Raw genomic sequence first — 24,577 nt, forward strand, 5'->3', positions numbered from 1 at the left:
CCGCACCTCCGACTGGCGATTTAGCAGCCGTACCGCTGCCACACCCGAACTACTCAGTCGAACACTCAGATAGCGCCGCGCGCGGCCATGACCGCGCCGGCCAAGGATGCCAGTCCATGAACTCCTCCGTTTCCGCCCTGATCCGCAACGACCTGCCGCAGTCCGCTGAAGTCCTCGAACTGCCGCGCCCCTCCGCCCGCCGCCGCGAAAAGCCGCTGCCGAGCCCCGCCGAACTGCGCCAGCGCCTGCCGCTTTCCGCCGCCCTGGCCGAACGCGTACAGCACGACCGCCAGGCCATCCGCGCCATCCTCGACGGCCGCGACCCGCGCCTGCTGGTGGTGGTCGGCCCCTGTTCCCTGCACGACGCCGATTCCGCCCTCGACTACGCCGAACGCCTCGCCGCCCTGGCCCCCGAAGTGAGCGACCAGTTGCTGCTGGTGATGCGCGCCTACGTCGAGAAGCCGCGCACCACCGTCGGCTGGAAGGGCCTGGTGTACGACCCGCGCCTGGACGGCAGCGGCGACATGGCCGAGGGCCTGGCGCTGTCGCGCCGGCTGATGCTGGACATGCTCGAACGCGGCCTGCCGGTGGCCACCGAGCTGCTGCAGCCGCTGGTGGCCGGCTACCTCGACGACCTGTTGGGCTGGGCTGCCATCGGCGCGCGCACCAGCGAATCCCAGGTGCACCGCGAGTTGGTCAGCGGCCTGGACCTGCCGGTGGGCTTCAAGAACGGCACCGACGGCAGCCTCGGCATCGCCTGCGACGCCATGCGCTCGGCGGCGCACCCGCACCAGCACTTCGGCATCGACGGCCTGGGCCGCCCGGCGCTGGTGCAGACCCTCGGCAACCCGGACACCCACCTGGTGCTGCGCGGCGGCCACGGCGGGCCGAACTACGACGTGGCCAGCGTGCGCGCGGCCCGCGAGGGGCTGGAGAAGCAGGGCATCCCGGCGCGGATCATGGTCGATTGCAGCCACGCCAACAGCGCCAAGGACCCGCTGCGCCAGCCGGCGGTGCTGGCCAGCGTGCTCGACCAGCGCCTGGGCGGCGACGCCTCGCTGCGCGGGGTGATGCTGGAGAGCCACCTGTTCGACGGCTGCCAGCCGCTGAAGGGCGAGCTGCGTTATGGGGTTTCCATTACCGATGGGTGCCTGGGCTGGAGCGGGACCGAGGCATTGTTGCTGGATGCGGCGGGGCGGTTGCGGCGGGGGTAATGGGCTCGGCGTAGGGCGTATAACCGCGAACGGTTATACGCCCTACGTTACTGGATGCCTGTAGGAGCGAGCTTGCTCGCGAAGGGGGTTTCCCGGTCGTGTCGGTGCCAGGTATGAGAGCGCCCTCTCCCTAACCCTCGGCTGCGCGCCCCGCCCTGAAGGGAGAGGGGACCGTTCGGTGTGCTCGGGTATTTCGGAGTTAGCCGGCAGCGCCGAAGGTTTCCGGCTGAAACCACTCCTCATCTCGGCGCGGACTAGCCCCCTCTCCCTTCAGGGAGAGGGCTGGGGAGAGGGGGCGGACTCAGCCGAAAACACTGGAGTCGCCGGCGAGCCCCTGTTCGCGAGCAAGCTCGCTCCTACGAAGAGCCAGCACGCGCCTCACTGCTCCTCGCTATCCACCAGAATGTTCTCCAACGCCTCGCGATACTCCCCAGGCTCCTGCCAAAGCCCGCGCTGCTGCGCCTCCAGCAGGCGTTCGGCCATGTCGCGCAGGGCTTCGGGGTTGTGGCGCTGGATGAATTCGCGGGTGTCTTCGTCCAGCAGGTAGGCGTCGGCCAGTAGCTGGTACTGGTGGTCTTCCACCAGCTCGCTGGTGGCGTCGAAGGCGAACAGGTAGTCCACCGTGGCGGCCATTTCGAAGGCGCCCTTGTAGCCGTGGCGCTTCATCCCGGCGATCCATTTCGGGTTCACCGCGCGGGCGCGCAGCACGCGGCCGAGTTCTTCCTTCAGCGTGCGGATGCGCGGGTTGTCCGGCTGGCTGTGGTCGCCGTGGTAGCTGGCCACTCGGCGCTCCTGGATGACCTCGGCGGCGGCGAGCATGCCGCCCTGGAACTGGTAGTAGTCGTTGGAGTCGAGGATGTCGTGCTCGCGGTTGTCCTGGTTGTGCAACACCGCCTGCAGGCCGTCCAGGCGCTGGGCGAAGCGTTCGCGGGCCGGGGTGCCGTCGTCGCCGGCGCCATAGGCGTAGCCGCCCCAGTTGAGGTAGGCCGCGGCGAGGTCGGCGCGGTTCTCCCAGCTGCGTTCCTCGATCACCCCTTGCACGCCCGCGCCGTATGCGCCGGGCTGGGCGCCGAAGATGCGCCAGCCGGCCTGGCGCCGGGCTTCTTCCTCGGTCACGCCGCTGGCTTGCAGCTGCGTGCTTTCGGCGCGCATGCGGGCGGCCAGGGGGTTCATGTCTTCCGGCTCGTCCAGCGCGGCCACGGCTTGCACCGCGGCGTCGAACAGGCGGATGAGGTTGGCGAAGGCGTCGCGGAAGAAGCCGGAGACGCGCAGGGTCACGTCCACCCGCGGGCGGTCGAGCAGGCTCAGCGGCAGGATCTCGAAGTCTTCCACGCGCTGGCTGCCGGCCTGCCACACCGGGCGCACGCCGAGCAGCGCCAGGGCCTGGGCGATGTCGTCGCCGCCGCTGCGCATGGTCGCCGTGCCCCACACCGAAAGGCCGAGCTGGCGCAGGTGGTCGCCGTGGTCCTGCAGGTGGCGCTCCAGCAGGCGGCTGGCGGACTGGAAGCCGAGGCGGTAGGCGGTGGGCGTGGGCAGGTTGCGCACGTCCACGGTGAAGAAGTTGCGCCCGGTCGGCAGCACGTCCAGGCGCCCGCGGCTGGGCGCGCCGCTGGGGCCGGCGGGGACGAAGCGGCCGTTCAGCCCGGCGAGCAGTTGGCCGATCTCGTTGGCGCCGCAGGCATCCAGCAAGGGCGCGACGTTTTCCCGCAGTTGCCGGAGGACCAGCGCGCTGGCTTCGCCGGGGCCGTCGAGGTCCTGCTCGATCAATTGCAGGGCCAGCAGTTCCAGGCGCTCGCGGGTGTCGCCGTTGCTGCGCCAGGGTTCGTCGCTGACTTGCCGGAGCACCTCGGGGCGCGGGCCGTCCCAGGGTTCGGCGAAGTTGCTGTCCAGCGGGTCGCGGCCCAATTGCAGGTCCGCCGCCAGGGCGCGCAGCAGGCTGGCGTTGCCGCCCTTGCCGTCGCCCCGCGGGATGCGCACCAGCGACAGCAGGGTGTCGCGGCGCAGCTGGCCCACCGGCGATTCGCCGAACACGTGCAGGCCGTCGCGGATCTGCGATTCCTTGAGGTCGCAGAGGTAGGCGTCCAGTTGCGGCAGCCAGCTGTCTTCGTCGTCGTTGAGTTGCAGGCCCAGCTCGCGGTCCAGGGCGGCGGCGCGTACCGCGTCGAGGATTTCCCCGCGCAGCTGCACGGCGCGGCGCGGGTCCAGCAGCGAGGCGTCGTAGTACTCGTCGGCCAGGCGCTCCAGGTCGCGCAGCGGGCCGTAGTTCTCGGCGCGGGTCAGCGGCGGCATCAGGTGGTCGATGATCAGCGCCTGACTGCGGCGCTTGGCCTGGGCGCCTTCGCCGGGGTCGTTGACGATGAACGGGTAGAGGTTCGGCAGCGGGCCGAGGATCGCGTCCGGCCAGCATTCCTCGGACAGGCCCACGCCCTTGCCCGGTAGCCATTCGAGGTTGCCGTGCTTGCCGACGTGGATCACCGCGTCGGCGCCGAAGGCCTCGCGCAGCCAGAAGTAGAAGGCCAGGTAGCCGTGCGGCGGGACCAGCGCCGGGTCGTGGTAGATGGCCGCCGGGTCGAGCTGGTAGCCGCGCGCCGGCTGGATGCCGACGAAGGCCAGGCCCAGGCGCAGGCCGGCGACCATCATGCGCCCGTTGCGGTGCATCGGGTCCTGCTCGGGCTCGCCCCAGCGTTCGCGCACGGCGCGCCGGTTGGCCTCGGGCAGGCGCGCGAAGCAGGCCAGGTAGTCGGCCAGCGCCAGGCTCTGGGCGCAGGGGCGCAGGTCGAGGTTGTCGAGGTCGTTGCTCACCCCGCCGAGCAGGCTGTGGATAAGCGCATCGCCAGTCTCCGGCAGGCCGGCCACCGGGTAGCCCGAGGCTTCCATGGCGCGGAGGATGTTCAGCGCCGCGGCGGGCGTGTCCAGGCCGACGCCGTTGCCGATGCGCCCGTCGCGGGTCGGGTAGTTGGCCAGGATCAGCGCCACGCGCTTGTCGGCGTTGGCCTTGCGCGCCAGCAGCACCCAGCGCCGCGCCAGTTCGGCGACGAAGTCCATGCCCGGGCGGTGCGCCAGGTAGCAGACCACGTCGCTCTGGCTGCGCTCGCTGCGCCAGGCCAGGCCCTTGAAGCTGACGGGGCGGGTGATCAGGCGGCCGTCCAGCTCCGGCAGCGCCACGTGCATGGCCAGGTCGCGCGGGCCCAGGCCCTGGGCGTTGGCGCGCCACAGTTCGAGGTTGTCCAGCGAGCAGATGGCCTGCAGCACCGGCACGTCGCGGCGGAACGGGCGGGCCTGGGGCGCGTCCGGGTTGGACTGGGCGAAGCCGGTGGTGTTGATGATCAGCTCGGCGCAGGCCTCGTCCAGCAGCGCCTCGACCTGCTCCAGGCAGGCCGCTTCCTTGAGGCTGGCCACGGCGATCGGCAGCGGGTTGAGCTGCTGCGCGCGCAGGCTGGCGCAGAAGGTGTCGATGAAGCCGGTGTTCGCCGCCTGCAGGTGGGGGCGGTAGAACAGCAGCGCCGCCACCGGCCAGCCGGGGTTCCACTCGGCCTGCCAGTGGCCGAGTTCGGCTGCGGCATGGGTGGGGTGATGCAGGGCGACGCGGGGGAGGGTGCGCGGTTCGTTCCAGGGATAGGCACGGTCGAGGTACTGGCTGGCCAGGTTGGCGAAGAATTGCCGGGCGTTGTCCAGGCCGCCCTGGCGCAGGTACTGCCAGAGGCGTTCGGCTTCCCCGGGGGGCACGCTGCACAGCGCGCTGAGTTCGGGGTCGGGCTTGTCGTCGCCGGGCACCAGGATCAGCGTGGCGCCGCGCTCGGCAAGGGCCACCAGTTGCTCGATGCCGTAGCGCCAGTAGCCGACGCCGCCGTGCACCGAGATGAGGATGACCTTTGCGTGCCGCAGCACCTCGTCGACGTAGAGGTCCACCGAGGCGTGGTTCTGCAACTGCATGGGGTTGGCCAGGCGCAGGCTCGGGTAGTCGTCGGGCAGTGCGCGGGCGGCCTCGGCGAGCAGCGCCAGGTGCGAGTCGCCGCTGCAGAGGATGACCAGCTCGGCGGGCGTCTGGGCCAGGTGGGCGATGCCGTCGTCGGGGACGAAGCCGCCGGGTTGGGTGCGCAGCAGGTGCATGCGGGGGACCTCTTTCGCTCGGTCAGGAGCGCCCTCTCCCCAGCCCTCTCCCTGAAGGGAGAGGGGGCCGGTTCGGTGTGCGCGCGGACATTGTGCTTACCGATGGGCACGGCCCGTGCTCGTGCGCCGGCCTATCGGCGAAGCGCCGGATCAGCCCCCTCTCCCTCCGGGAGAGGGGTTGGGGGTGAGGGTGTTCATGCCAGCGCGGTGCGCAATTCGTTGGCGATGGCGGCCTGGTCCAGCTCCTGGCCGATCACCACCAGGCGGGTGGCGCGGGTTTCGTCGCTCAGCCACTTGCGGTCGAAGTGCTTGTCGAAGCGCTTGCCCACGCCTTGCACCAGCAGGCGCATGGGCTTGCCGGGGATGGCCGCGAAGCCCTTGACGCGCAGCACCGCGTGGCGCTCCACCAGTTGGCCGAGGGCGGCGAGCAGGGCGTGTTCCTGCACTTCCGGGAGGTCGACGTGGAAGGAGTCGAACTCGTCGTGGTCGTGGTCCTCATGGCCTTCGTGGTCGTGGTGGGTGGGGCGGCTGTCGATGTGCAGCTCGGCCTCGGCGTTGATCCCCAGCAGCACCGACAGCGGCAGTTGGCCGGCGCTGGCTTCGACTATCTTCACCGCCGGCGGCAGCTCTTCGGATACGTGCGCGTGCACTTGCGCGAGGACGTCGGCGTCGAGCAGGTCGGCCTTGTTCAGCACCACCAGGTCGGCGCTGGCCAACTGGTCTTCGAACAGTTCGTGCAGTGGCGATTCGTGGTCCAGGTTCGGGTCCTGCTTGCGCTGCTCGTCCACCTGCTCGGGATGGGCGGCGAAGGTGCCGGCGGCCACCGCCGGGCTGTCGACCACGGTGATCACCGCATCCACCGTGCAGGCGTTGCGGATTTCCGGCCACTGGAAGGCCTGCACCAGGGGCTTGGGCAGGGCCAGGCCGCTGGTCTCGATGAGGATCTGGTCCAGCTCGCCGCGACGCGCCACCAGTTCGCGCATTACCGGGAAGAATTCTTCCTGCACGGTGCAGCACAGGCAGCCGTTGGCCAGTTCGAAGACGCGGCCCACGGCTTCTTCTTCGCTGCAGCCGATGGAGCATTGCTTGAGGATTTCGCCGTCGATGCCCAGTTCGCCGAACTCGTTGACGATCACCGCGATGCGGCGACCTTCGGCGTTGTCGAGCATGTGCCGGAGCAGGGTGGTCTTCCCGGCGCCGAGGAAGCCGGTGACGATGGTGACGGGGAGCTTGGCCAGGGTTTGCATGGTCGCCTCTGCGCTGCGATGGCGGGAGGCAGAGGCGCGCGCACGGAGGTTCCGCGCGTCGGAAGCCGCCACCGGATCACCCCGCCCGGTTGTGGTAATGCTGGTTCGAGGCAGGTCTCCTGGCTCACGATCCGGCTTGCGCCTGGCCTTCGCCTTCCCGCCCGTGGGCAGTGGCATTCGAAGGGTTTTGGACCGTTCACAGTTGCGGGGGCAGCCGTGGCCTTGACCACGTTCCCTCTTAGCTCCGGCGCCGGGCCGGAGAACCTCGAAGCGGCAAAGGCTACGCAGTGCCCGGCGGGCGGTCAATCGCCGCCGGGCCGGTTGACGCCCCAGCGGGGCCGTGCTGTGCTGCCCGGCGATTGCCCGTGGAAGGATCGCCCGCGTGATACTGGTTGCCGGACTGGGGTGCCGCCGTGGCTGCGGCGCCGACGAACTGCTCGCCCTGCTGCGCGCCTGCCTGCGCGAGGCCGGCCTCGACGAGGCGGCGCTGAGCGCCCTGGCCAGCAGCGAGGCCAAGGCCCTGGAGGGCGGCCTGCGCGACCTGTCGCGGCAACTGCGCCTGCCCCTGGAACTGCTGGATGCGCAGCGCCTGGCGCCTTACGAGCAGCGCCTGACTTCCACTTCCGAGCAGGCCCGCCAGGTCACCGGCAGCGCTGGCGTGGCTGAGGCTGCTGCCCTGGCATTGGCCGAAGCGCTGGCCGAGGGCGCGGCGCGGCTGGTGGTGCCCAAGCGGCGCAGCGCCAATGCCACCTGCGCGCTGGCCATGGCGCCGGCTCTGATGGGATAGCGGGCTGGGGTAGACTGCGCCTTTCCCGATCCGAAGCGAAACGCCCATGACGGTCTATTTCATCGGCGCCGGCCCCGGCGATCCCGAGCTCATCACGGTCAAGGGCCAGCGTCTGCTGCGCAGCTGCCCGGTGATCCTCTACGCCGGCTCGCTGGTGCCCGAGGCGGTGCTCGAAGGGCACAGCGCCGAGGTGGTGGTGAACACCGCCGAGCTGCATCTGGAGCAGATAGTCGCGCTGCTGGCCGAGGCCCACGCGAAAGGCCAGGACGTGGCGCGCGTGCATTCCGGCGACCCTTCGCTGTACGGCGCCATCGGCGAGCAGATCCAGCACCTGCGCCGGCTCGGCATCCCCTACGAGATCGTCCCCGGCGTCACTGCAACTGCCGCCTGCGCCGCGCTGCTGGGCTGCGAGCTGACGCTGCCGGAGGTGTCGCAGACGCTGATCCTCACCCGCTACGCCAGCCGCACGAAGATGCCCGAGGGCGAGGCCCTGGGCGACCTGGCACGGCACCGGGCGAGCATGGCCATCCACCTGGGCGTGGGCCAGCTGGAAAAGATCGTCGCGGAGCTGTTGCCGCACTACGGCGCGGACTGCCCGATCGCGGTGATCCACCGCGCCAGCTGGCCGGACCAGGACCAGGTCAGCGGCACCCTTGGCGACATCCTGCCCAAGGCTCGGGCCAAGGGCTTCAAGCGGACTGCGCTGATTCTGGTCGGGCGGGTGCTGGCGGCGGAGGGGGGCGGCGAGTCGTCGTTGTATAGCGCGGGGCATGGGCATCTGTATCGGCCGGACTGACGGCAGATGGCTGGGTCTTGTTTGTAGGAGCGAGCTTGCTCGCGAATGGTGCCAACCGGATGCTCTGGTGCTGGGTGTGGCGCCTTTCCCTCTCCCCAGCCCTCTCCCTGAAGGGAGAGGGGGCTTGTCCGTGCCGAGAGGAGGAGTGGTTTCAGCCGGAAACCGTCGAGACAGCCGGCTAACTGCAGCACATCCAACTCTGCCCAACGGTCCCCTCTCCCTTCAGGGAGAGGGTTAGGGAGAGGGCGCTCTTAAACCCGGCCCCACAGCCCCCCGCCGTGGCGATGGGTATCGCTTCGCTCAACCCATCCTACGACGGCGTTTCTCCGCACCTTGCAGGAGCAACTGTCTTGCAGGCCGCGCCGGGATGCTCTTCGTAGGAGCGAGCTTGCTCGCGAACCGCATGGCACCGCGTTTGTTCGCGAGCAAGCTCGCTACGAGAAGCCGTGCCCACCGATATGTGGTAGGAGCGGATTCATCCGCGATTCCGCCGGCAGGGCGGACGACGCCCGGGCTAACCTTGGCGCCGCCGGGGCTTGCCCTACGCCATCCAATCATCCGGCCCACGCCCGGGCAGGCCGTGGCGGATGTACCAGCGCACGCCCAGGTGCAGGCCCAGGGCGGTGCCCACTGTCAGCAGGATCGTCAGGGTTTCCGCGTCCATGGTCGCTGTCCTTCGTCCGGGGTCTGGTCTGACAGCCTATGCCTGCGGCAATCTGTCGCACAGATACAGATCCTGTCCGAATGTACGGAGCAGCGCTACAGCGACTGGATGATCCGCCCGAGGGTCTCCATGGCCTTTTCGCTGCGCGGCGTCCAGGGGTGGCCGTAGTTCAGCCGCAGGCAGTGGCGGAAGCCGCGGGTGGCGGAGAAGATCGGCCCGGGGGCGATGCTGATGCCCTGGGCGTGGGCCAGCTGGAACAGTTTCAGCGCATCGACCCGTTCGGGCAGCTCCAGCCAGAGGAAGTAGCCGCCGCTGGGGCGGGTCACCCGCGTCGCTTCGGGGAAGTGCCGGGCCACCGCGGCGAGCATGGCGTGCTGCTGGCTTTCCAGGGCGTGGCGCAGCTTGCGCAGGTGGCGGTCGTAGCCGCCGTGTTGCAGGTAGTCGGCGATGGCCGCCTGGGCCGGCACCGAGGCCGACAGGCTGGTCATCAGCTTGAGCCGCTCGATCTGCTCGTGGAAGCGCCCGCCGGCCACCCAGCCGACGCGGTAGCCCGGCGCCAGGCTCTTGGAGAAGCTGCCGCAGTGCATCACCAGGCCTTCGGCGTCGTAGGCCTTCACCGGCTTGGGTGCCTGCTGGGCGAAGTACAGCTCGGCGTAGACGTCGTCCTCGATCAGCGGCACCTGGTGCTTGCCCAGCAGGCCGGCGAGGGCGCGCTTGCTGTCCTCGCCCATGCTCGCGCCCAGCGGGTTCTGGAAGTTGCTCATGAACCAGCAGGCCTTGATCGGCAGGCGCTCCAGGCTGTCGGCCAGCACCTGCAGGTCGATGCCCTCGCGCGGGTGCACGGGGATTTCCACGGCCTTGAGCTTGAGCCGCTCCAGCACCTGCAGGGTGGCGTAGAAGGCCGGCGCCTCGATGGCCACCAGGTCGCCGGGCTGGGTGACCACCTGCAGGCACAGGTTCAGCGCCTCCAGCGCGCCGTTGGTCACGACCAGTTCTTCCACCGGCAGCGGTGTGCCATTGACCATGTAGCGCAGGGCGATCTGCCGGCGCAGGGCGTGGCTGCCCGGGGTCATGTCGGCCACCGCGGCGCGTGGCTCCATGTCGCGCACGGCATGGGCCATGGAGCGCGCCAGGCGCGGCAGGGGGAACAGCTCCGGAGCGGGGAAGGCCGAGCCGAAGGGCACGGTGTCCGGGTCCTTGATCGAGCTGAGCACCGAGAACACCAGCTCGCTGACGTCCACCTCGGTGGTCTGCGCCTCGTGGCGGGCGATCTCCGGTTCGGCCAGGGCGCGGCGCACGTGCTCGCGGACGAAGTAGCCGGAGCGCGCGCGGGCCACGATCAGGCCGCGGTCCTCCAGCAGGTAGTAGGCCTGGAACACGGTGGAGGCGCTGACCCCGTAGGTGCGGCTGGCGTGCCGCACCGAGGGCACCTTCTGCCCGGGGGCGAGCACCCCGTTGCGGATCAGTTCGGCGATCTCGTCGGCGAATTTCTCGTAGCGCTTCATCTTGTCCCGGGGGCCGTTGGGGGGCTCCCACTCTAGGCGTTGCGCGGCGCCGCCGCCATGCCGCGGGGCCATCGCTCAGCGCCTCGGCGCGACGAAGGTGCTGGCCGCCTCGACCTGCTCGCCGTCCTGCGCGCTCACGCGGAAGTGCAGGGGCACCGGGCCGCCGCTGCCGCTCAGTTCGAGGCGCGCCACCGAGACGGCGAAGTCGCGGATTTCGCCCGGCTCCAGGCGCTGGTCGAGGGCGCCCTGCAGGCGGTAGCCGCTGGCCTCGGCCAGGCCCAGGCGGTAGCGCTGCGCCTGCTGGGTCTTGTTGATCAGCTTGAGGTTGTAGACGTTCTCGATCTCGCCGGCCGCGTTCTCGCGGAACAGGCCGCGGTCGCGGGCCACGTCCAGGGCGATCAGCGGGCGCGCCTGCAGGGCCCAGGCGAAGGCGCCGAACATGGCCAGCAGCACCGCCGCGTAGCCGACCAGGCGCGGCCGCAGCAGGTGGGTGCGGCCGCCTTCCAGGGCACGTTCTGAGGTGTAGCGCACCAGGCCGCGGGCGTAGCCCATGCGGTCCATCACCGAGTCGCAGGCGTCGACGCAGGCGGCGCAGCCGATGCAGGCGATCTGCAGGCCGTCGCGGATGTCGATGCCGGTGGGGCAGACCTGCACGCACTGCTGGCAGTCGATGCAGTCGCCCAGGCCGAGGGCCTTGGGCTCGGCGTCCTTGCGGCGCGCCCCGCGGGATTCGCCGCGGGCTGCATCGTAGGAAATGATCAGGGTGTCCTTGTCGAACATCACGCTCTGGAAGCGCGAGTAGGGGCACATGTGGATGCACACCTGCTCGCGCAGCCAGCCGGCGTTGGCGTAGGTGGCGGCGGCGAAGAAGGCCACCCAGAAGGCGCTTTCCAGGTCCAGCTTCAGGGTGAAGAGGTCCGCCACCAGCGGCCGCACCGGGGTGAAGTAGCCGACGAAGGTCAGCGCCGTGGCCAGGCTGACCAGCAGCCAGAGCCCGTGCTTGGCGCCCTTGCGCAGGTACTTGGTGGCGCTGGGCGGGGCCTTGTCCAGCTTCATGCGCTGGTTGCGGTCGCCCTCGGTGACCTGCTCGGCCCACATGAAGATCCAGGTCCACACGCTCTGCGGGCAGGTGTAGCCGCACCACACGCGGCCGGCCAGCACGGTGATGAAGAACAGGCCGAAGGCGGCGATGATCAGCAGCGCCGAGAGCAGGATCAGGTCCTGCGGCCAGAAGGTCGCGCCGAAGATGTAGAACTTGCGCTCGGGCAGGTCCCAGAGCACCGCCTGGCGGCCGTTCCACTGCAGCCACAGGGTGCCGAAGAACAGCAGGAACAGCAGCGCCCCGCCGAGCCGCCGCAGGTCGCGGAAGCGGCCGCGGAAGCGCTTGGTGTAGACCGCCGGAGTGACCGCCGAGAGCGGCTTGGGCGGCGGGGTGAAGCGTTGCGGGGCGGCGATCTCGACGATCTTCGCGGGGATTCTCTGGCTCATTGTCGTGGCCCATCAGGCTTGGGATGCGCCGCGACTATAGGAAGCGCCCTGGGCACGAAACAGATTCAGGTCTCCTGCAAAAAACCGGATCAGATGCGCCGCGCCAGGCATGGCCGCTCATCGCCATCGACCTCCCCAGCTTCCGCGACGGCCGCGGCTACAGCCTGGCCTACCTGCTGCGCCGGCGCCTGGGCTGGCGCGGCGAGCTGCGCGCGGTGGGCGAGGTGCTGCGCGATCAGCTGGCGCACCTGCGCCAGTGCGGTTTCGACGCCTTCGCGGTGCGCGCGGACAAGTCCGTGGAGGACGCGCTCAAGGGCCTGGCCGGGCTCAGCGTGCTCTACGGGCGCTCGGCAATCGAGCCGCGGCCGCTGTTCCGCCGGCGCTGAAAACCACCCGCTTTCAGGGACCCGCGCCGCGCCGCGCGTGGCGCCGCGCTTGACGCTGTTCCGGTGCGCAGGAAAAATGCCGGCAAAGCGTCGGCGAAACGCCGCCGGCCGTGGCCCACGATTCGAGTGACCCCCTGAAGATGCGTATGCGCCTGATGCTGTTGGGTGGCGGTAATGCCCTGGGACAGGCGCTGATCCGCCTGGGAGCCGAGGAAGACATCGGTTTCCTCGCCCCGCGCCCGCCCGAGCAGGGCTGGGATGCCTCCAGCCTGACCCTGCTGCTGGACGAGACCCGCCCCGACGCGGTGATCAACCTCGCCTACTACCACGACTGGTTCCAGGCCGAGCAGGTCGACGACGCCCGCCTGGCCGGCCAGGAACGCGCCGTGGAGCGCCTGGCCGAACTCTGCCAGCACTATGAAATCCTTCTGCTGCAGCCTTCCAGCTACCGCGTGTTCGACGGCGCCCGCGCCACCGCCTACAGCGAGAAGGACGAGCCGCTGCCCCTGGGCCGCCGCGGCCAGGCGCTGTGGCGCATGGAACAGTGGGTCCGCGCCACCTGCCCGCGCCACGTGCTGCTGCGCTTCGGCTGGCTGCTGGACGACAGCCCGGGCGGCAGCCTGGACCGCTTCCTCAGCCGCGCCCTGGGCGAGGACGAGCTGTACCTGGCGGACGACCGCCGCGGCAACCCCACCCCGGTGGACGACGCCGCGCGGGTGATCCTCTCGGTGCTCAAGCAGCTGGACTGCCAGGCGCCGCTGTGGGGCACCTACCACTATGGCGGCCTGGAGGCCACCACCACCCTGGCCCTGGGCCAGGTGATCATCGCCGAGGCCCGCACCCTCACCGGCCAGGCCCTGCGCGACCCCGTCGCCCAGGCCCACGCGGCGCGCCCGGACGCCAGCGAGGAACCGCAGCACGCGGTGCTCGCCTGCAAGAAAATCCTCCACACCTTCGGCATCAAGCCGCGCGCCTGGCGTGCAGCGCTGCCGACCCTGCTGGACCGTTACTACCGTCATGGCTGACATCTCCCCGGCATCCGCCGCCCCCATCCTCATCACCGGCGGCGCCGGCTTCATCGGCTCGCACCTGGCCGACGCGCTGCTGGCGCGCGGCTTCAAGGTCCGCGTGCTGGACAACCTGTCCACCGGCAAGCGCGAGAACCTCGCCGCGGAGGTGGAACTGCTGGTCGGCGACGTCGCCGATGCGGCCGTGGTCCGCCGCGCCCTGCAGGGCTGCCAGGCGGTGGCGCACCTGGCCGCGGTGGCCTCGGTGCAGGCCTCGGTGGACGACCCGGTGGCCACCCACCAGAGCAACTTCATCGGCACCCTGAACCTCTGCGAAGCCCTGCGCGAAGCCGGGGTGAAGCGTGTGCTGTATGCCTCCAGCGCTGCCGTCTACGGCCAAAACGGCCAGGGCACGGCGATAGTCGAGGACCTGCCCAAGGCGCCGCTGACGCCCTACGCGGCGGACAAGCTGGCCGGCGAGTACTACTTCGACTTCTACCGTCGCCAGCATGGCCTGGAGCCGGCGGTGTTCCGCTTCTTCAACGTCTACGGCCCGCGCCAGGACCCGTCCTCGCCCTATTCCGGGGTGATCAGCATCTTCACCCAGCGCGCCTTGAGCGGGCAGCCGATCACGGTATTCGGCGACGGCGAGCAGACCCGCGACTTCATCTACGTCGCCGACCTGGTGCAGTTGCTGGTGCAGGCGCTGGAGGCACCACAGGTGCCGGAAGGAGCGGTCAATGTCGGGCTGAACCAGGTGACCAGCCTGAACCAGCTGCTGGGCGAGATCGGCGCGCTGGTCGGCGGCCTGCCGCAGGTGACCCACGCCGAGGCGCGCCCCGGCGACATCCGCCATTCCCGCGCCGACAACGGCCGCCTGCTGGCGCACTACCGCCTGGAACGGCCGACGCCGATCGGCGAGGGCCTGGCGCGCCTGCTCGGGCGCTGATCACCACCAGGGCTTGTTCAGCGCCAGGTAGAAGATGCCGCCCAGGCAGGCCAGGGCCAGGGCGCTGAGCAGCGCCTTGGGCCCGCGCGCGGCGCTGCGCATGGCGAAGGCGGCGAGCACGATGTAGCCCACCAGCAGCCCCAGCTTGGCCTGCAGCCACAGCGGCAGCGGCCAGGGCATGGCCAGGTGCACCAGGCCCAGGGCGCTGAGCAGCAGCAGGCTGTCCACCAGGTGCGGCGCCCAGCGCTGCCAGCCGGCCAGGCGCCGGCCTCGCCAGCTCAGCCCCAGGCGCCAGAGGAAGAGCAGGCTGCTGAGGACTGCCAGGGTGATGTGCAGGTGCTTCAACCAGAGGTACATGGGGCGCTCACTTGTATTCGGTGGTGTAGAGCACGACGAACTCGAAGGGCCCCGGCCGGACCTCGGCGCCCGCCAGCAGCTCGGCCTCGAAGGCGGTGTCGAAGCTCAGCGAGCGCGGCGTGCGGACCACGTGCTCGACGGGCTGGTTGAAGACTACGTACCGCTCGTTCTGCAGGTCCTTGATCTTCAGCAGCAAACCGGCGGATTCGTGGAGCAGCGCGGTGTTGCCGTCGAGGAGCTGGCCGTTGGCCGGTGACAGCGTGGTGTGGATGACCGCGCCGCCGTCGCACTGCCAATGAAAGTCGAAACGCCGCTGCAGGGGCAACTGGTTCTTGCTGAAACTGCCGAAATCGACCCGCGTCGGCGCGTCGGTCATCTCGCAGGTGGTGGGCAGGAAGGTCAGGGCGACGCCCGGGAAGGGGTCGATGGGGTAGGCCGGCGGCGTGTTGTTCCAGCGCGAGCCGACGAACAGCGCCGGCTCGCGGAAGTTGATCGAGTACACCCCGGGGGTGTCGATCGGGCCGTTCTTCAGCACCTCGATGAAGCTGTTGGACAGCGAGCCGCTGACGCATTCGCTGGGGCCCAGGCTGCGGTCGCCGACGATGCCCAGCTGGATGCGCTCGGCCACCCCGCCCACCTGCTTGACGCCGACGCCGTCCTTGCCCGAGGGAATCACCCGGTAGACCAGGCCGTTGAGGTTGGTGGCGAAGTCGTTGCCCTGCATGTGGCTGGCCTCGCTGGCCACGCCCAGCACGATGTAGCGCCCGGCGTCCCCGGCCAGGTATTCCTGCAGGCGGCAGGCGTAGTCCAGAGACAGGTTCAGGGTGCCCAGCACGCTGCCCACCGGCAGGCCGGCGCTGATGTAGGTCTCGCCGTCGTAGGTGAACTGCTGGTTGGTGAAGTAGCACTGGTTCGGCTCGACCGGGCACTCGTCGGCGGCGGCCGGCAGCGCCTGCAGCAGGCAGGCGGCCAGGGCCAGGCAGTGGAACAGGGGGCGGCGGCGCGGGTGGATCATGGTCTTTCCTCGCTTGGCGGGCCGCCGGCGGCGGCCTGGCAGTCGACCGGGATGGCCCGGTAGCTGTCCTGCTTGTCCTTCTTCGCCGGCATGGCGTAAGTGAAGCTGCATTGCTGCTCGTCCGCCTCGCCCCAGGATACCCGGTAGCTGTCGCGGCCCTTTTCCAGGTACAGGTAGACCAGGTTGTCCTGGCCGACGTAGGCGAGGACTTCGCCGGCGCCGCCGACCTCGGCGCCGAAGGGCACCTCCTGGCCTCCGGGGCGGCGCAGTTCGAGCAGCACCGAGATGCCGCTGCGGGTGCGGTAGGGCACCCGCACGATGGCGCCGTAGCGCGGCGCGGTCTTCTGGATGTTTTCCTTGATCTCGACGTCGGCGGTGGCGCTCTTGGCGTCCAGCACTATCTCGTTGTGGCGGTAGGGCGTCAGCCCGGTGAGCAGGGCCTTGCCGTCGTCGTCGAGGCGCACGCGGCCGCGGGGCAGCAGGGCGCCCGCGGCGCCTTCGGCCTCGACTATCGCCATGGTCTCGCCCTGGCTCGGCGACAGCGCGATGCCGCCGGAATAGGCCACCAGGCTGCCGCGCGCCGACAGCGACTCGCGGCTGAAGCCGTCGCCGCGCGCCAGGCTGGCGCCCAGGGCGCTGGCGGAGGTGCGCAGGTTGAGGTTGCCGCCGTAGGACTGGGTGCTGGCGCTGTCGGCCTGGCTGTGGTTGCCGTACAGGTTGTAGTTCCACTGGCCGCGCTCGCCGGCGATGCCGCTGAGGCTGGTCTGCAGCGAGCGGTTGTGCGCGTCCTGCAGCGACAGGGTGCTGCTCAGGCGCGGCGCGCCGGCATCGCGGCCCAGCGGGATGCTGATGCTCAGCAGGTACTGGTTGTCGTAGCCGTCGACGCTCTGGAAGCGCGTCGCCGACAGGCCCAGGCTGCCCCAGTTGAAGGTGCGGCTGAAGCCGCTGCTGAAGGTCAGGCTGCGCCGCTCGCCGGTCCAGTAGCTCTGCCCCACGCCGGAAATGTACAGGCTGCCGCCGGCCAGCGCCTGGCTGAGGCTGAGCTGGACGCGGTCGCGCTCGCGGAACAGGCTGGCGTTGTCGGTGTCCAGGGCGTCGGCCGCGGCGGCCAGCCCCAGGTAGCCCTTGTCCGAGCGGCGGTAGGACAGCTGCAGGTTGGTGCCGCCGAACGACTTGTTGTAGGCCAGGCGGTAGCTTTCGCCGTTGTCGGGCATGCCCTGGCCCGCGGCGTCGGCGGGCAGGGCGTCGAAGCGCGACAGGGTGGCGTCCAGGGAGAAGGCGCCGTAGCGCGTGTTCAGCGCGGCGCCGATCAGCGAGGCCATGTAGCTGTCGGCGATCACCGCGCCGGAATAGGCGCTGAGGTTGTTGCTCAGGCCCCGGCGGTAGCCGCCCTGGACGAACTTCAGCGGGTTGTCGACGTCCTCGCCGCGGTAGCTGCCGGAGGCCACCTGGTAGCGCGAGGCGCCGGGCCTGAGCAGTTCGGCGGCATAGGAATAGGGCACGCTGAAGCTCTTCTCGCGGCCGTCGGCCTCGATCACCGTGACCAGCAGGTCCTCGGTGTAGCCGGTGTTGTACAGGTCGTCGATGACGAAGGGGCCGGGCGGCACGCTGACCTGGTGGATCAGTTGCTGGCCCTGGTGGATCTTCACGGTCGCGTTGCTGTCGGCGATGCCGCGCACCACCGGCGCGAAGCCGCGCTCGCTCTCGGGCAGCATGCGCTCGTCGCTCTCCAGCTGCACGCCGCTGAAGGGGATGCTGTCGAACAGGTCGCCGGCGGTGAAGTGCTGGCCGAGGGTCAGCTGCGAGGACAGCGCGGTGATGTCGCGCTGGGCGTAGTTGTTCAAGGTGCGGTAGTGGCTGCCCTGGCGGGTGGTGTCGCCGTGGCTGAAGGTGGCGTTGTGGCGCAGGCGCCAGTCCAGCAGGTTGAGGCCGCCGTTGAGGCCGAGGAACAGGTCGTTGCGGGTGTCCTGGCTGTTGCTGGAGCGGTCGAAGTTGCTGGTGTAGCTGACGAAGCCGGCGTTGATCCCCGAATCCCAGCTCTGCGGCGGCGCATAGTTGCGCGGGCGCTGCTTGACGTAGGCCTGGGGCAGGGTGAGGAGGATGGCCCCGCTGGCGCCGTCCAGTTCCACGCGGCTCTGCGGCACGCGTTCGGGCAGGTCGACGCAGTCGCCGCTGGCGGGCTTGGCGTCGGCGGCGGGCTCGGGCAGCAGCACGCCCCACTGTTCCAGTTGTTCCTGGGTGAAGCAGTAGACCTGGCGTTGCTCGGCGGTATGCACCACGCGCACTTCCTGCTGGCCGAAATACACCTTGTTCAGGGTCAGGTCGAGGGAGTAGGTGCCCGGCGGCAGCGCCGAGGGGTTCTTCTCGAACCCGGAAACGTCCGTGCTCATGCCCAGCGTCTCCAGCAGGCCGCGGTCGAAGTGCACCTCGCCGGTGCCTTCGGCGGCCACTGCCGGGGCCGGGAGCAGGGCGCAGAAGAGCCCTCCCAGGCACCCCAGACGCAGGAGGCGGGACAGTATCGAAGGGGACACGATGGACCTCGCGAGGGAGGGTTACTCGACGGTGGCTTCGGTTTCGATCAGGCCGCCGAAATCGTTGATCCAGGTGTAGCGGACCCGTGCGCCGGGCCTGGCCCAGGCCGCCGCGTCGCGGGGCAGGGCGATGCCGTAGCTGCCCTTGGCCGGGACCATGTCCAGGTCGTCGTTGTCGTATTGCCTGGCGCCCGAGCGCAGTTGCAGGCGGGCCAGGGACACCGAGTAGGGCAGGTCGTTGACCGCGCGCAGCGTGCTCTTGCCGCCCTCGGAAACGATGCGCCACTTCAGCTGCTGCGCCGCGTCGGCGGCCACGCCCTTGAGCTTGGCCGGGCGGTAGAACAGCTTGAGCTGCGAACGGAAGGCCACCTGCAGCTTGCCCGCGCTGTTGCTGCTGGCGGCCGCGTCGGCCTTGTCCGGGCTGCTCGAGGGCACCTCCAGGACGTTCAGCCAGAACACCGATTCGCGGTCCTGGGGCAGCGAGCGGTCGATGTTGGCGATGCGCAGCAGCAGGCCCTTGTCCGGGTCGACCCGCGAGACCGGCGGCGTGACGATGAAGGGCGAGCGCCCCTGCTTGTCTGCGCCGGGCGTGCCCTTGCCGTTGTCCACCCAGGCCTTGATCAGCGACGGCGTCTTGCCGGTGTTGCGGATGTTGACGGTGATGTCCCGCTCGGCGGCCGGGTAGACCACGCGGGTGCCGGTGATGACGATGCTGGCGTTGGCCTGGAACGCCAGCAGGCAAAGACCGAGCAGGAAGAACAAGTGGGTAGCGGGACGCATCGGGCAACCTCCTTCTCTGTAAAGAAGGACTTTGGGTGGAGTCTAGGCGGGGCCGGCATACTGGCAAGTTCCCGGGCGGTGAAGTTTTCCGGAGAACTTGTAAGTGCGTTTACTCATTCAGTCTGTGTATGAACTTTCGTCGATGTGTTCATGCGCGTGATGAATATTCCGAGTGCATCCCCCGATGGGGGAGGGGGATGCATCCGGGGCCGCTGTCAGTCGTAACGGATGGAATACAGCAGGGCGGTGTCGGCGGTACCGGGCGATACCAGTTCCGAGGTCTGCACGTAACGGGCGTAGTAGGCGAATTCCAGCGGGCCGGCTTCGTCCATGGGCTTACTGACGTTGTTGGCGTTGGTGCGCAGGTCGATGGCTTCCAGTTCTTCGTTGGCGATCTGCAGCTCGATGCCGGACATGCTCATGGCTTCGCCGTTGAAGGCGAGGTTGCCGGTGGTCGGGTTGACGTTGGCCGAGGCGAAGTCGACCTTGTAGGTCTGGCCGACGGTGCAGCCGTTCAGGGCGATGGTGAAGCGCTGCTCGCCGGCGGTGGAGCCCACGGTGTCGAAGTCGCTGGTGGAGATCGACGGCAGGTTGATGGAGGCATCGGCGCCGCCACCGTTCACGCTGACTTCGCAGGTGTCTTCCATAACGTGGCCGGTGAAGCTGATCTGGCCACCGGTCGCTGCCTGGGCGCCACCGGCCGCCAGGGCGAGGAGTACGGCTGCGGGGAGAGTGAGACTTTTCATGGAGTTTTTCCTTGCAGGTTTTTCGGTAGGTGAATTCTCCCTGCTTCCTGAAATTTCGAATATTAGGAAACTTCTGATGAGTCGTAGGTGTATTCCTATGAATGAGGTAGGCAACGGATATAAGTGGGTTACTTATTGAAAAGCAGGAAGTAAAACAAGTTACCTGGAATGTAGGGCGTATAACCGTTGGCGGGGACACCGGGGTCCTATGCAGGTGGGTTTAAGAGCGCCCTCTCCCCAGCCCTCTCCCGCAAGCGGGAGAGGGGGCTGTCCTGAGCGGGGGGCGAATCCTGAGTCATCCTGAAATGCCTATCTCCCCCCACGTCATTCCCGCGAACGCGGGACGCGGCTCCATCGCGAACAGCGCTTGCGCTGGCCCGAAGGGGAATAACCCAGTGACTGGCGGGTTCGCGAGCAAGCTTGCTCCTACGAAAAGCAAAAGCGCGTCCGCTCTTGCTCTGGCTTTTGGATTTCCAGAGAAACATCCGCGCGCACCGGAACGCCCCTTCAGCAGGCCGAGCGAAACCGGCGCTCAGGAGGTCATGCGACATGGATGTCGCGAGAGCCCCGATGGGCTACAGGGACGTACCCTCGGGGCGGGCCTCCGTGGCGGGGGAATTCGCGAGGGTAGCCCGGCTCCATCGGGCCCGTATGGCGGGGCAAGCCTTTTTGGTTCCTTTTGTGGCGACTGACAAAAGGGACTCGCCCGAGGGGGCGAAACGAGACGGTCGGGCAAACTCGGAGCGGCGCAGAAACACCCAAGCCAAGGCGGCTGGGTTATTCCCCTTCGGGCCAGCGCAAGCGCTGTTCGCGATGGAGCCGCGTCCCGTGTTCGCGTGAATGACGAGGTGGGGATCGGAGCGAGGAATCAGGATTCGTAAGCGAAACCACAGCCCCCCAAATGAAAAAATGCCGTTTCCCCAGACAGAGAAACGGCATCCCTTCTTAAGCACTACCGGCATTTGTCGACGGCTATCGCCGTTATGCCGACTCGCAACAGATCGTGGTCAGGCGCTTAGAACTTGTAACCGAAGCCGATCATGTACACCCACGGATCGACGTCCACGTCGACCTTGGTCTTCTGGATGCCCAGGGCGCCCGGGCCGTTGACGCTGGCCTTGGTGTCGATGTCCATGTACCACACGGCAACGTTGAACAGGGCGTGCTCGTTGAGCATGTAGTCGAAGCCCAGTTCGCCGGCCAGGCCCCAGGAGTCCTGCAGCTTCAGGTTGCTGAAGCCCTGGTCCTTGCGGAAGCCGGCCAGGTCTTCGTCGAAGAAGGTGGTGTAGTTCACGCCCAGGCCGCCGTAGGGCTGGAAGGCGGAGTTGGTGCCGCCCATGGGGTAGTACTGCAGCAGCACGGTCGGCGGCAGCTGCTTGATGTCGGCCAGCTTGCCGTCCAGGCCCGGGCCGAGGCCCTTGACGTCGACCTGGTGGTTGAACGGGGTGGCGGCGACCAGCTCGACACCGATCTTGTCGGTGATCAGGTAGCTGAAGGTCAGGCCCAGCTGGGTATCGCTGTCCACGGTGGCCTTGGTGCCGCCGACCTTGGCACCGTCGAGCTTGAGGTTGCCGCTGTCGTCGTTGGGGTCGACGGTGGCGAAGCCGCCGCGGACGATGAAGTCACCGGCCTTGTGGCCCTGGATGTCCGCAGCCTGGGCGGCGAACGGCGTGGATACGGCGGCGGCGAGCAGGGAGGCGGTGAGCCAGGACTTGCGCATGATGGTGATGCTCCATGATTTTGGAATAAGCGTTGGTGAGCATCATGGTAGACAGCGCTAAGCGATTCTTCTTGATTCAGCTCAATAAAGCCCTCCTACCTCGTAGGGGTAATGCCTGTGGCAGATGGTCGCAGGTCATTCGCCCTCGTATTCGTAGGGCGTGACCTCGTCGGCCTTGAGCTGGTAGCCGGCCTGGGCCAGGTCGCTGTCGATGTGCTTCACCTGCATGCGCCCGACCACCCAGTAGGGCTGGTACAGCTCGTCCATCTTCACCCCGTGGGCCTGGTGCACGTAGACGATCTGGTTGGACGGCGGCGGCGGCACGTGGATGCAGGCGCCGTAGTAGGGCACCAGGAGGAACTCGTTGACCTCGCCGTCCTGGCCGACGTCCAGCGGCACTATGTAGCCGGGCAGCTTCACCTGCTGGCCGTCCAGCGCCTGCACCACCGGGGCGGCCGGCGACTGCTGCCTGGCCGCCGGGCCGCTCTCGGCGTTGAGCGCGTCGCTGAGCTGGGAAATGTCGTGCAGCGGCACCGGCGGCGGGGGCGGCGGCGCGCCCTCGGGGATCAGCTGCGGCCAGGTCAGCGTCTGCGGCGTGGCGGCCCAGGCCGCGCTGGTAGCTAGCAGGCACAGGGCGAGGAGAGTGGAAGCGGTTGTTTTCATGGGGCTACTCAGATGCGGATCGACAGGCCGTCGGCCAGCGACTGGCGATAGGCGCGCCAGGCCGGCACGCAGCCGATCAGTAGGGCGGCCAGCAGTATGCCGCCGAGCAGCGACCACTCATAGGCGCTCGGCGCCGCCAGCGGCAGGAAGATGCCGTAGTTGGCCTGCACGTAGCCCTGGGCGGCGGCGATGCCGGCGTACAGCAGGCCCAGGCCGAGGGTGACGCCGGCCAGGGCCAGGGCGAAGGCCTCGGCCAGCAGCAGGCTGAACACGTGCCAGGGCCGCGCGCCCACCGAGCGCAGGATGGCCATTTCGCGGCGGCGTTCGTTGAGGCTGGTGAGGATGGCGGTGAGCATGCCGATCAGGCCGGTCAGCACCACGAACAGCGAGACCACGAACAGCGCCTTCTCCGCCGTGCCCATCAGCCCCCACAGCTCCTGCAGGGCCACGCCGGGGAGGATGGCCAGCAGCGGTTCGCCGTCGTATTCGTTGATCTGCCGCTGCAGGGCGAAGGTCGCCACCTTGCTCTTCAGGCCGAGCAGGAAGGCGGTGATGGCGGTCGGCTGCAGGTCCATGTGGCGTGCCTGGTCGGCGCTGATGCGCCCGGCGCCGCGGGCCGGCACGCCGTTCTTCCAGTCGACGTGCAGCGCCTCCATGCCGGCCAGGGAAATGTGCAGGGTGCGGTCCACCGGGGTGCCGGTACGCTTGAGGATGCCGACCACGGTGAATGGCTTGTCGTCGTGCTGCACCAGGCTGATGGTGCTCACCCCGTGGCTCAGCACTATGTGGTCGCCCAGCTTGTAGTGCAGCGCCTCGGCCACCTCGGCGCCGAGCACCACGTCGAACAGGTCCTGGCCGAATGGCCGGCCCTCGGCCAGTTGCAGCTGCTGGTCGCGGCCGTAGCGGTAGTGCTCGAAGTAGCCGGTGTCGGTGCCCATCACCCGGTAGCCGCGGTGCGAGTCGCCCAGGGAGATCGGGATGGCCCACTTCACCAGCGGGCTGGCCTTGACCGTCTCGAAGCTCTCCCAGCGAATGTTGTTGGTGGCATTGCCGATGCGGAACACCGAGTACAGCAGCAGGTTGATCGAGCCCGAGCGCGCGCCGACGATCAGGTCGGTGCCGGAAATGGTGCTGGCGAAGCTGGCGCGGGCCTCGCTGCGCACCCGCTCCACGGCCAGCAGCAGGCAGGCGGAGAGGGCGATGGCGAAGACCGTGAGCCACGCGGTGAAACGGCGGTTGGAAAGGCTGGCCAGGGCCAGGCGCAACAGGTACATGCTCAGATCCCGGGGACGGTGGCGGCGCGGTTGAGGTCGGCCAGCGACAGGCTGCGGTCGAACAGCGGCGCCAGGCTCTGGTCGTGGCTGACGAACAGCAGGCTGGCGCCGGCCGCGCGGCATTCGGCGAACAGCAGTTGGAGGAAGGCTTCGCGGGCGTCGGCGTCCAGCGCCGAGGTCGGCTCGTCGGCGATCACCAGTTCCGGCTGGCCGATCAGCGCGCGCGCCGCGGCGACGCGCTGCTGCTGGCCGATGGAGAGGTTGTCGGCGCGCCGCTGCAGCAGCGCCGCGTCGCCCAGGCCCAGGTGCGCGAGCAGGGTGCTGGCGGCTTCGCCGACGCTGCCGTGGCGCTCGCGGGCGCGGGCCGCGCGGCTGCGCGAGAAGTGGCAGGGCAGCTCGACGTTCTCCTGCACCGAGAGGAACGGCAGCAGGTTGAACTGCTGGAAGATGTAGCCGGTGTGGTCGACGCGGAAGTGGTCGCGGCGCGCGGCGGAGAGCTGCGCCAGGTCCTCGCCGAGCAGGCGGATGCTGCCGCGCCGGGGCTTCTGCACGCCGCCCAGCAGGCCGAGCAGGGTGGTCTTGCCGCTGCCGGAGGGGCCCTTGAGGAACAGCGTCTCGCCACGGCCGAGGGAAAACTGCGGGATGTCCAGCAGCTCCGCCTGGCCGGGCCAGGCGAAGCCGAGGTCGCGGAGTTCGAGCAGGGTGTCCATGGGGCGCGTCAGAACTTCAGCAGGCTGCTGGCCGGGGTCAGCTCGGCGCCCTGCTGGCCGTTCGGGCCGATCAACTGCACCACCAGCTTCTGGGTGCCGGGGAAGCGCTTGAACAGCGGGGCGAAATCGAGGCTGGTAAGGGCCTCGGGCGCGGCGCAGGTCATCTTGTAGTGGGCGTTGATGTCGCTGTGCTGGTGGCCTTCGTGCTCGTCGCCATCGTCGTCGTGGTCGTGGTCGTGGTCGTGGTCGTGCTCATGGGGCTTGGCATTGCCGAACAGCGGGCTTTCCAGTTCCACTTCGGCGACGCCGCACTTGGCCGCGGCCGGCGCCTGCACCAGCTCCAGCGGCTTGCCCAGTTGGGCGCGGGCGGCAGCCACGGTGGCCTGGTCGGCGGCGCTGCTGGCCGGGTGCTCGAAGCCGACGAAGTTCATCGCCGGGCTGTCCACTTCCAGCTCCAGGGTGTTGCCGTCCAGCGCGACGTTGAGCTGGGCCACGCCGTGCTCGTGCTTGCCGAGGCTGCCGTGCTCGTGTTCGTCATGGGCCTGGGCGGCGGCGAAGGGGATCAGGGCGAGGGCGAGCAGCAAGGGGCGCATGGACGGTCTCCGGGAGGGGAAAATCGAGGGTGCGT

At 69.1% G+C, this 24,577-nt stretch carries 20 protein-coding genes, 1 pseudogene and 1 riboswitch; of the genes and pseudogenes, 6 read left to right on the top strand and 15 right to left on the bottom strand.

Going from position 1 to position 24,577, the window contains the following annotated elements:
- Positions 1-116 precede the first annotated feature (116 nt).
- Positions 117-1,214 (top strand): 3-deoxy-7-phosphoheptulonate synthase, encoded by a 1,098-nt coding sequence (locus FG99_RS27750; protein WP_043273437.1) that lies wholly within the window; start codon positions 117-119, stop codon positions 1,212-1,214.
- 378 nt (positions 1,215-1,592) lie between these two features.
- On the opposite strand, the gene cobN is transcribed toward FG99_RS27750, so the two are convergent.
- On the bottom strand, positions 1,593-5,324 hold the full coding sequence (cobN, locus tag FG99_RS27755) for a cobaltochelatase subunit CobN (RefSeq protein WP_043273438.1): 3,732 nt from the start codon (positions 5,322-5,324) through the stop codon (positions 1,593-1,595).
- Between the two features lie 194 nt (positions 5,325-5,518).
- Positions 5,519-6,571: a cobalamin biosynthesis protein CobW gene (gene cobW, locus FG99_RS27760; protein WP_043273439.1), complete on the bottom strand. Its 1,053-nt coding sequence runs from the start codon at positions 6,569-6,571 to the stop codon at positions 5,519-5,521.
- Between the two features lie 91 nt (positions 6,572-6,662).
- Positions 6,663-6,854, bottom strand: a riboswitch (cobalamin riboswitch).
- A gap of 99 nt (positions 6,855-6,953) precedes the next feature.
- On the opposite strand from cobW, the gene FG99_RS27765 reads away from it, so the two are divergent.
- Positions 6,954-7,358 carry a cobalamin biosynthesis protein gene (locus FG99_RS27765; protein ID WP_043273441.1) on the top strand — a complete coding sequence of 135 codons (405 nt, stop codon included), beginning with the start codon at positions 6,954-6,956 and terminating at the stop codon, positions 7,356-7,358.
- A gap of 46 nt (positions 7,359-7,404) precedes the next feature.
- Positions 7,405-8,154, top strand: a complete 750-nt coding sequence (gene cobM / locus FG99_RS27770; RefSeq protein WP_043273442.1) for a precorrin-4 C(11)-methyltransferase — start codon at positions 7,405-7,407, stop codon at positions 8,152-8,154.
- 541 nt (positions 8,155-8,695) lie between these two features.
- Here the strand turns inward: cobM and FG99_RS33005 are convergent.
- The 3 genes from FG99_RS33005 to ccoG form a co-directional block, all read right to left on the bottom strand.
- Entirely contained in the window at positions 8,696-8,818 is a 123-nt protein-coding gene (locus tag FG99_RS33005; protein WP_009617223.1) for a hypothetical protein, read from the bottom strand.
- A gap of 95 nt (positions 8,819-8,913) precedes the next feature.
- Positions 8,914-10,323 (bottom strand): GntR family transcriptional regulator MpaR, encoded by a 1,410-nt coding sequence (mapR, locus tag FG99_RS27775; RefSeq protein ID WP_043273444.1) that lies wholly within the window; start codon positions 10,321-10,323, stop codon positions 8,914-8,916.
- Positions 10,324-10,398: 75 nt separating this feature from the next.
- On the bottom strand, positions 10,399-11,811 hold the full coding sequence (ccoG, locus tag FG99_RS27780) for a cytochrome c oxidase accessory protein CcoG (RefSeq protein ID WP_043273445.1): 1,413 nt from the start codon (positions 11,809-11,811) through the stop codon (positions 10,399-10,401).
- A gap of 113 nt (positions 11,812-11,924) precedes the next feature.
- On the opposite strand from ccoG, the pseudogene FG99_RS27785 reads away from it, so the two are divergent.
- The 3 genes and pseudogenes from FG99_RS27785 to FG99_RS27795 all read left to right on the top strand — a co-directional run.
- Positions 11,925-12,197: pseudogene (locus tag FG99_RS27785) on the top strand (DUF934 domain-containing protein); the annotation flags it as partial.
- A 140-nt stretch (positions 12,198-12,337) separates the two neighbouring features.
- Complete coding sequence (locus FG99_RS27790) at positions 12,338-13,222, top strand: sugar nucleotide-binding protein (protein ID WP_009617230.1); 885 nt, start codon at positions 12,338-12,340, stop codon at positions 13,220-13,222.
- Complete coding sequence (locus tag FG99_RS27795; protein WP_043273446.1) at positions 13,215-14,153, top strand: NAD-dependent epimerase/dehydratase family protein; 939 nt, start codon at positions 13,215-13,217, stop codon at positions 14,151-14,153. Before FG99_RS27790 ends, FG99_RS27795 begins: the two co-directional genes overlap by 8 nt.
- Here FG99_RS27795 and FG99_RS27800 read toward each other — a convergent pair whose 3' ends face one another.
- From FG99_RS27800 to FG99_RS27850, 10 genes are all read right to left on the bottom strand, one after another.
- Positions 14,154-14,510, bottom strand: a complete 357-nt coding sequence (locus FG99_RS27800; protein ID WP_009617233.1) for a SirB2 family protein — start codon at positions 14,508-14,510, stop codon at positions 14,154-14,156.
- Between the two features lie 7 nt (positions 14,511-14,517).
- Complete coding sequence (locus tag FG99_RS27805; RefSeq protein WP_009617235.1) at positions 14,518-15,525, bottom strand: hypothetical protein; 1,008 nt, start codon at positions 15,523-15,525, stop codon at positions 14,518-14,520.
- Positions 15,522-18,056, bottom strand: a complete 2,535-nt coding sequence (locus tag FG99_RS27810; protein ID WP_141766130.1) for a fimbria/pilus outer membrane usher protein — start codon at positions 18,054-18,056, stop codon at positions 15,522-15,524. Before FG99_RS27810 ends, FG99_RS27805 begins: the two co-directional genes overlap by 4 nt.
- A 21-nt stretch (positions 18,057-18,077) precedes the next feature.
- Complete coding sequence (locus FG99_RS27815; RefSeq protein ID WP_043273448.1) at positions 18,078-18,836, bottom strand: fimbrial biogenesis chaperone; 759 nt, start codon at positions 18,834-18,836, stop codon at positions 18,078-18,080.
- A 215-nt stretch (positions 18,837-19,051) separates the two neighbouring features.
- The gene (locus FG99_RS30910) at positions 19,052-19,582 is read right to left on the bottom strand and encodes a fimbrial protein (RefSeq protein ID WP_009617242.1); all 531 of its coding nucleotides are present in this window, start codon (positions 19,580-19,582) and stop codon (positions 19,052-19,054) included.
- 1,015 nt (positions 19,583-20,597) lie between these two features.
- Complete coding sequence (locus tag FG99_RS27830; protein WP_043273450.1) at positions 20,598-21,302, bottom strand: OmpW/AlkL family protein; 705 nt, start codon at positions 21,300-21,302, stop codon at positions 20,598-20,600.
- A 135-nt stretch (positions 21,303-21,437) separates the two neighbouring features.
- Positions 21,438-21,965, bottom strand: coding sequence for a DUF3299 domain-containing protein (locus tag FG99_RS27835; RefSeq protein ID WP_043273451.1), 528 nt, complete (start codon positions 21,963-21,965; stop codon positions 21,438-21,440).
- 8 nt (positions 21,966-21,973) lie between these two features.
- A complete protein-coding gene (locus tag FG99_RS27840) occupies positions 21,974-23,239 on the bottom strand; it encodes an ABC transporter permease (protein WP_009617248.1) in 1,266 nt (421 codons plus the stop codon).
- 2 nt (positions 23,240-23,241) lie between these two features.
- Complete coding sequence (locus FG99_RS27845; RefSeq protein ID WP_043273452.1) at positions 23,242-23,949, bottom strand: ABC transporter ATP-binding protein; 708 nt, start codon at positions 23,947-23,949, stop codon at positions 23,242-23,244.
- An 8-nt stretch (positions 23,950-23,957) separates the two neighbouring features.
- Positions 23,958-24,542 carry a DUF2796 domain-containing protein gene (locus FG99_RS27850; RefSeq protein ID WP_043273453.1) on the bottom strand — a complete coding sequence of 195 codons (585 nt, stop codon included), beginning with the start codon at positions 24,540-24,542 and terminating at the stop codon, positions 23,958-23,960.
- Positions 24,543-24,577 lie beyond the last annotated feature (35 nt).

The organism is Pseudomonas sp. AAC (genome assembly GCF_000725445.1).
Classification (GTDB): domain Bacteria; phylum Pseudomonadota; class Gammaproteobacteria; order Pseudomonadales; family Pseudomonadaceae; genus Pseudomonas; species Pseudomonas citronellolis.

Bases quoted from the DNA above. Each gene is read 5' to 3' on its own strand.
- FG99_RS27840 (WP_009617248.1), bottom strand. From the start codon at position 23,239: ATGTACCTGTTGCGCCTGGCCCTGGCCAGCCTTTCCAACCGCCGTTTC.
- FG99_RS27835 (WP_043273451.1), bottom strand. From the start codon at position 21,965: ATGAAAACAACCGCTTCCACTCTCCTCGCCCTGTGCCTGCTAGCTACC.
- FG99_RS27815 (WP_043273448.1), bottom strand. From the start codon at position 18,836: ATGCGTCCCGCTACCCACTTGTTCTTCCTGCTCGGTCTTTGCCTGCTG.
- FG99_RS27750 (WP_043273437.1), top strand. From the start codon at position 117: ATGAACTCCTCCGTTTCCGCCCTGATCCGCAACGACCTGCCGCAGTCC.
- FG99_RS27795 (WP_043273446.1), top strand. From the start codon at position 13,215: ATGGCTGACATCTCCCCGGCATCCGCCGCCCCCATCCTCATCACCGGC.
- FG99_RS30910 (WP_009617242.1), bottom strand. From the start codon at position 19,582: ATGAAAAGTCTCACTCTCCCCGCAGCCGTACTCCTCGCCCTGGCGGCC.
- cobN (WP_043273438.1), bottom strand. From the start codon at position 5,324: ATGCACCTGCTGCGCACCCAACCCGGCGGCTTCGTCCCCGACGACGGC.
- FG99_RS27805 (WP_009617235.1), bottom strand. From the start codon at position 15,525: ATGATCCACCCGCGCCGCCGCCCCCTGTTCCACTGCCTGGCCCTGGCC.
- mapR (WP_043273444.1), bottom strand. From the start codon at position 10,323: ATGAAGCGCTACGAGAAATTCGCCGACGAGATCGCCGAACTGATCCGC.
- cobW (WP_043273439.1), bottom strand. From the start codon at position 6,571: ATGCAAACCCTGGCCAAGCTCCCCGTCACCATCGTCACCGGCTTCCTC.
- FG99_RS27830 (WP_043273450.1), bottom strand. From the start codon at position 21,302: ATGCGCAAGTCCTGGCTCACCGCCTCCCTGCTCGCCGCCGCCGTATCC.
- FG99_RS33005 (WP_009617223.1), bottom strand. From the start codon at position 8,818: ATGGACGCGGAAACCCTGACGATCCTGCTGACAGTGGGCACCGCCCTG.
- cobM (WP_043273442.1), top strand. From the start codon at position 7,405: ATGACGGTCTATTTCATCGGCGCCGGCCCCGGCGATCCCGAGCTCATC.
- FG99_RS27790 (WP_009617230.1), top strand. From the start codon at position 12,338: ATGCGTATGCGCCTGATGCTGTTGGGTGGCGGTAATGCCCTGGGACAG.
- FG99_RS27800 (WP_009617233.1), bottom strand. From the start codon at position 14,510: ATGTACCTCTGGTTGAAGCACCTGCACATCACCCTGGCAGTCCTCAGC.
- ccoG (WP_043273445.1), bottom strand. From the start codon at position 11,811: ATGAGCCAGAGAATCCCCGCGAAGATCGTCGAGATCGCCGCCCCGCAA.
- FG99_RS27850 (WP_043273453.1), bottom strand. From the start codon at position 24,542: ATGCGCCCCTTGCTGCTCGCCCTCGCCCTGATCCCCTTCGCCGCCGCC.
- FG99_RS27845 (WP_043273452.1), bottom strand. From the start codon at position 23,949: ATGGACACCCTGCTCGAACTCCGCGACCTCGGCTTCGCCTGGCCCGGC.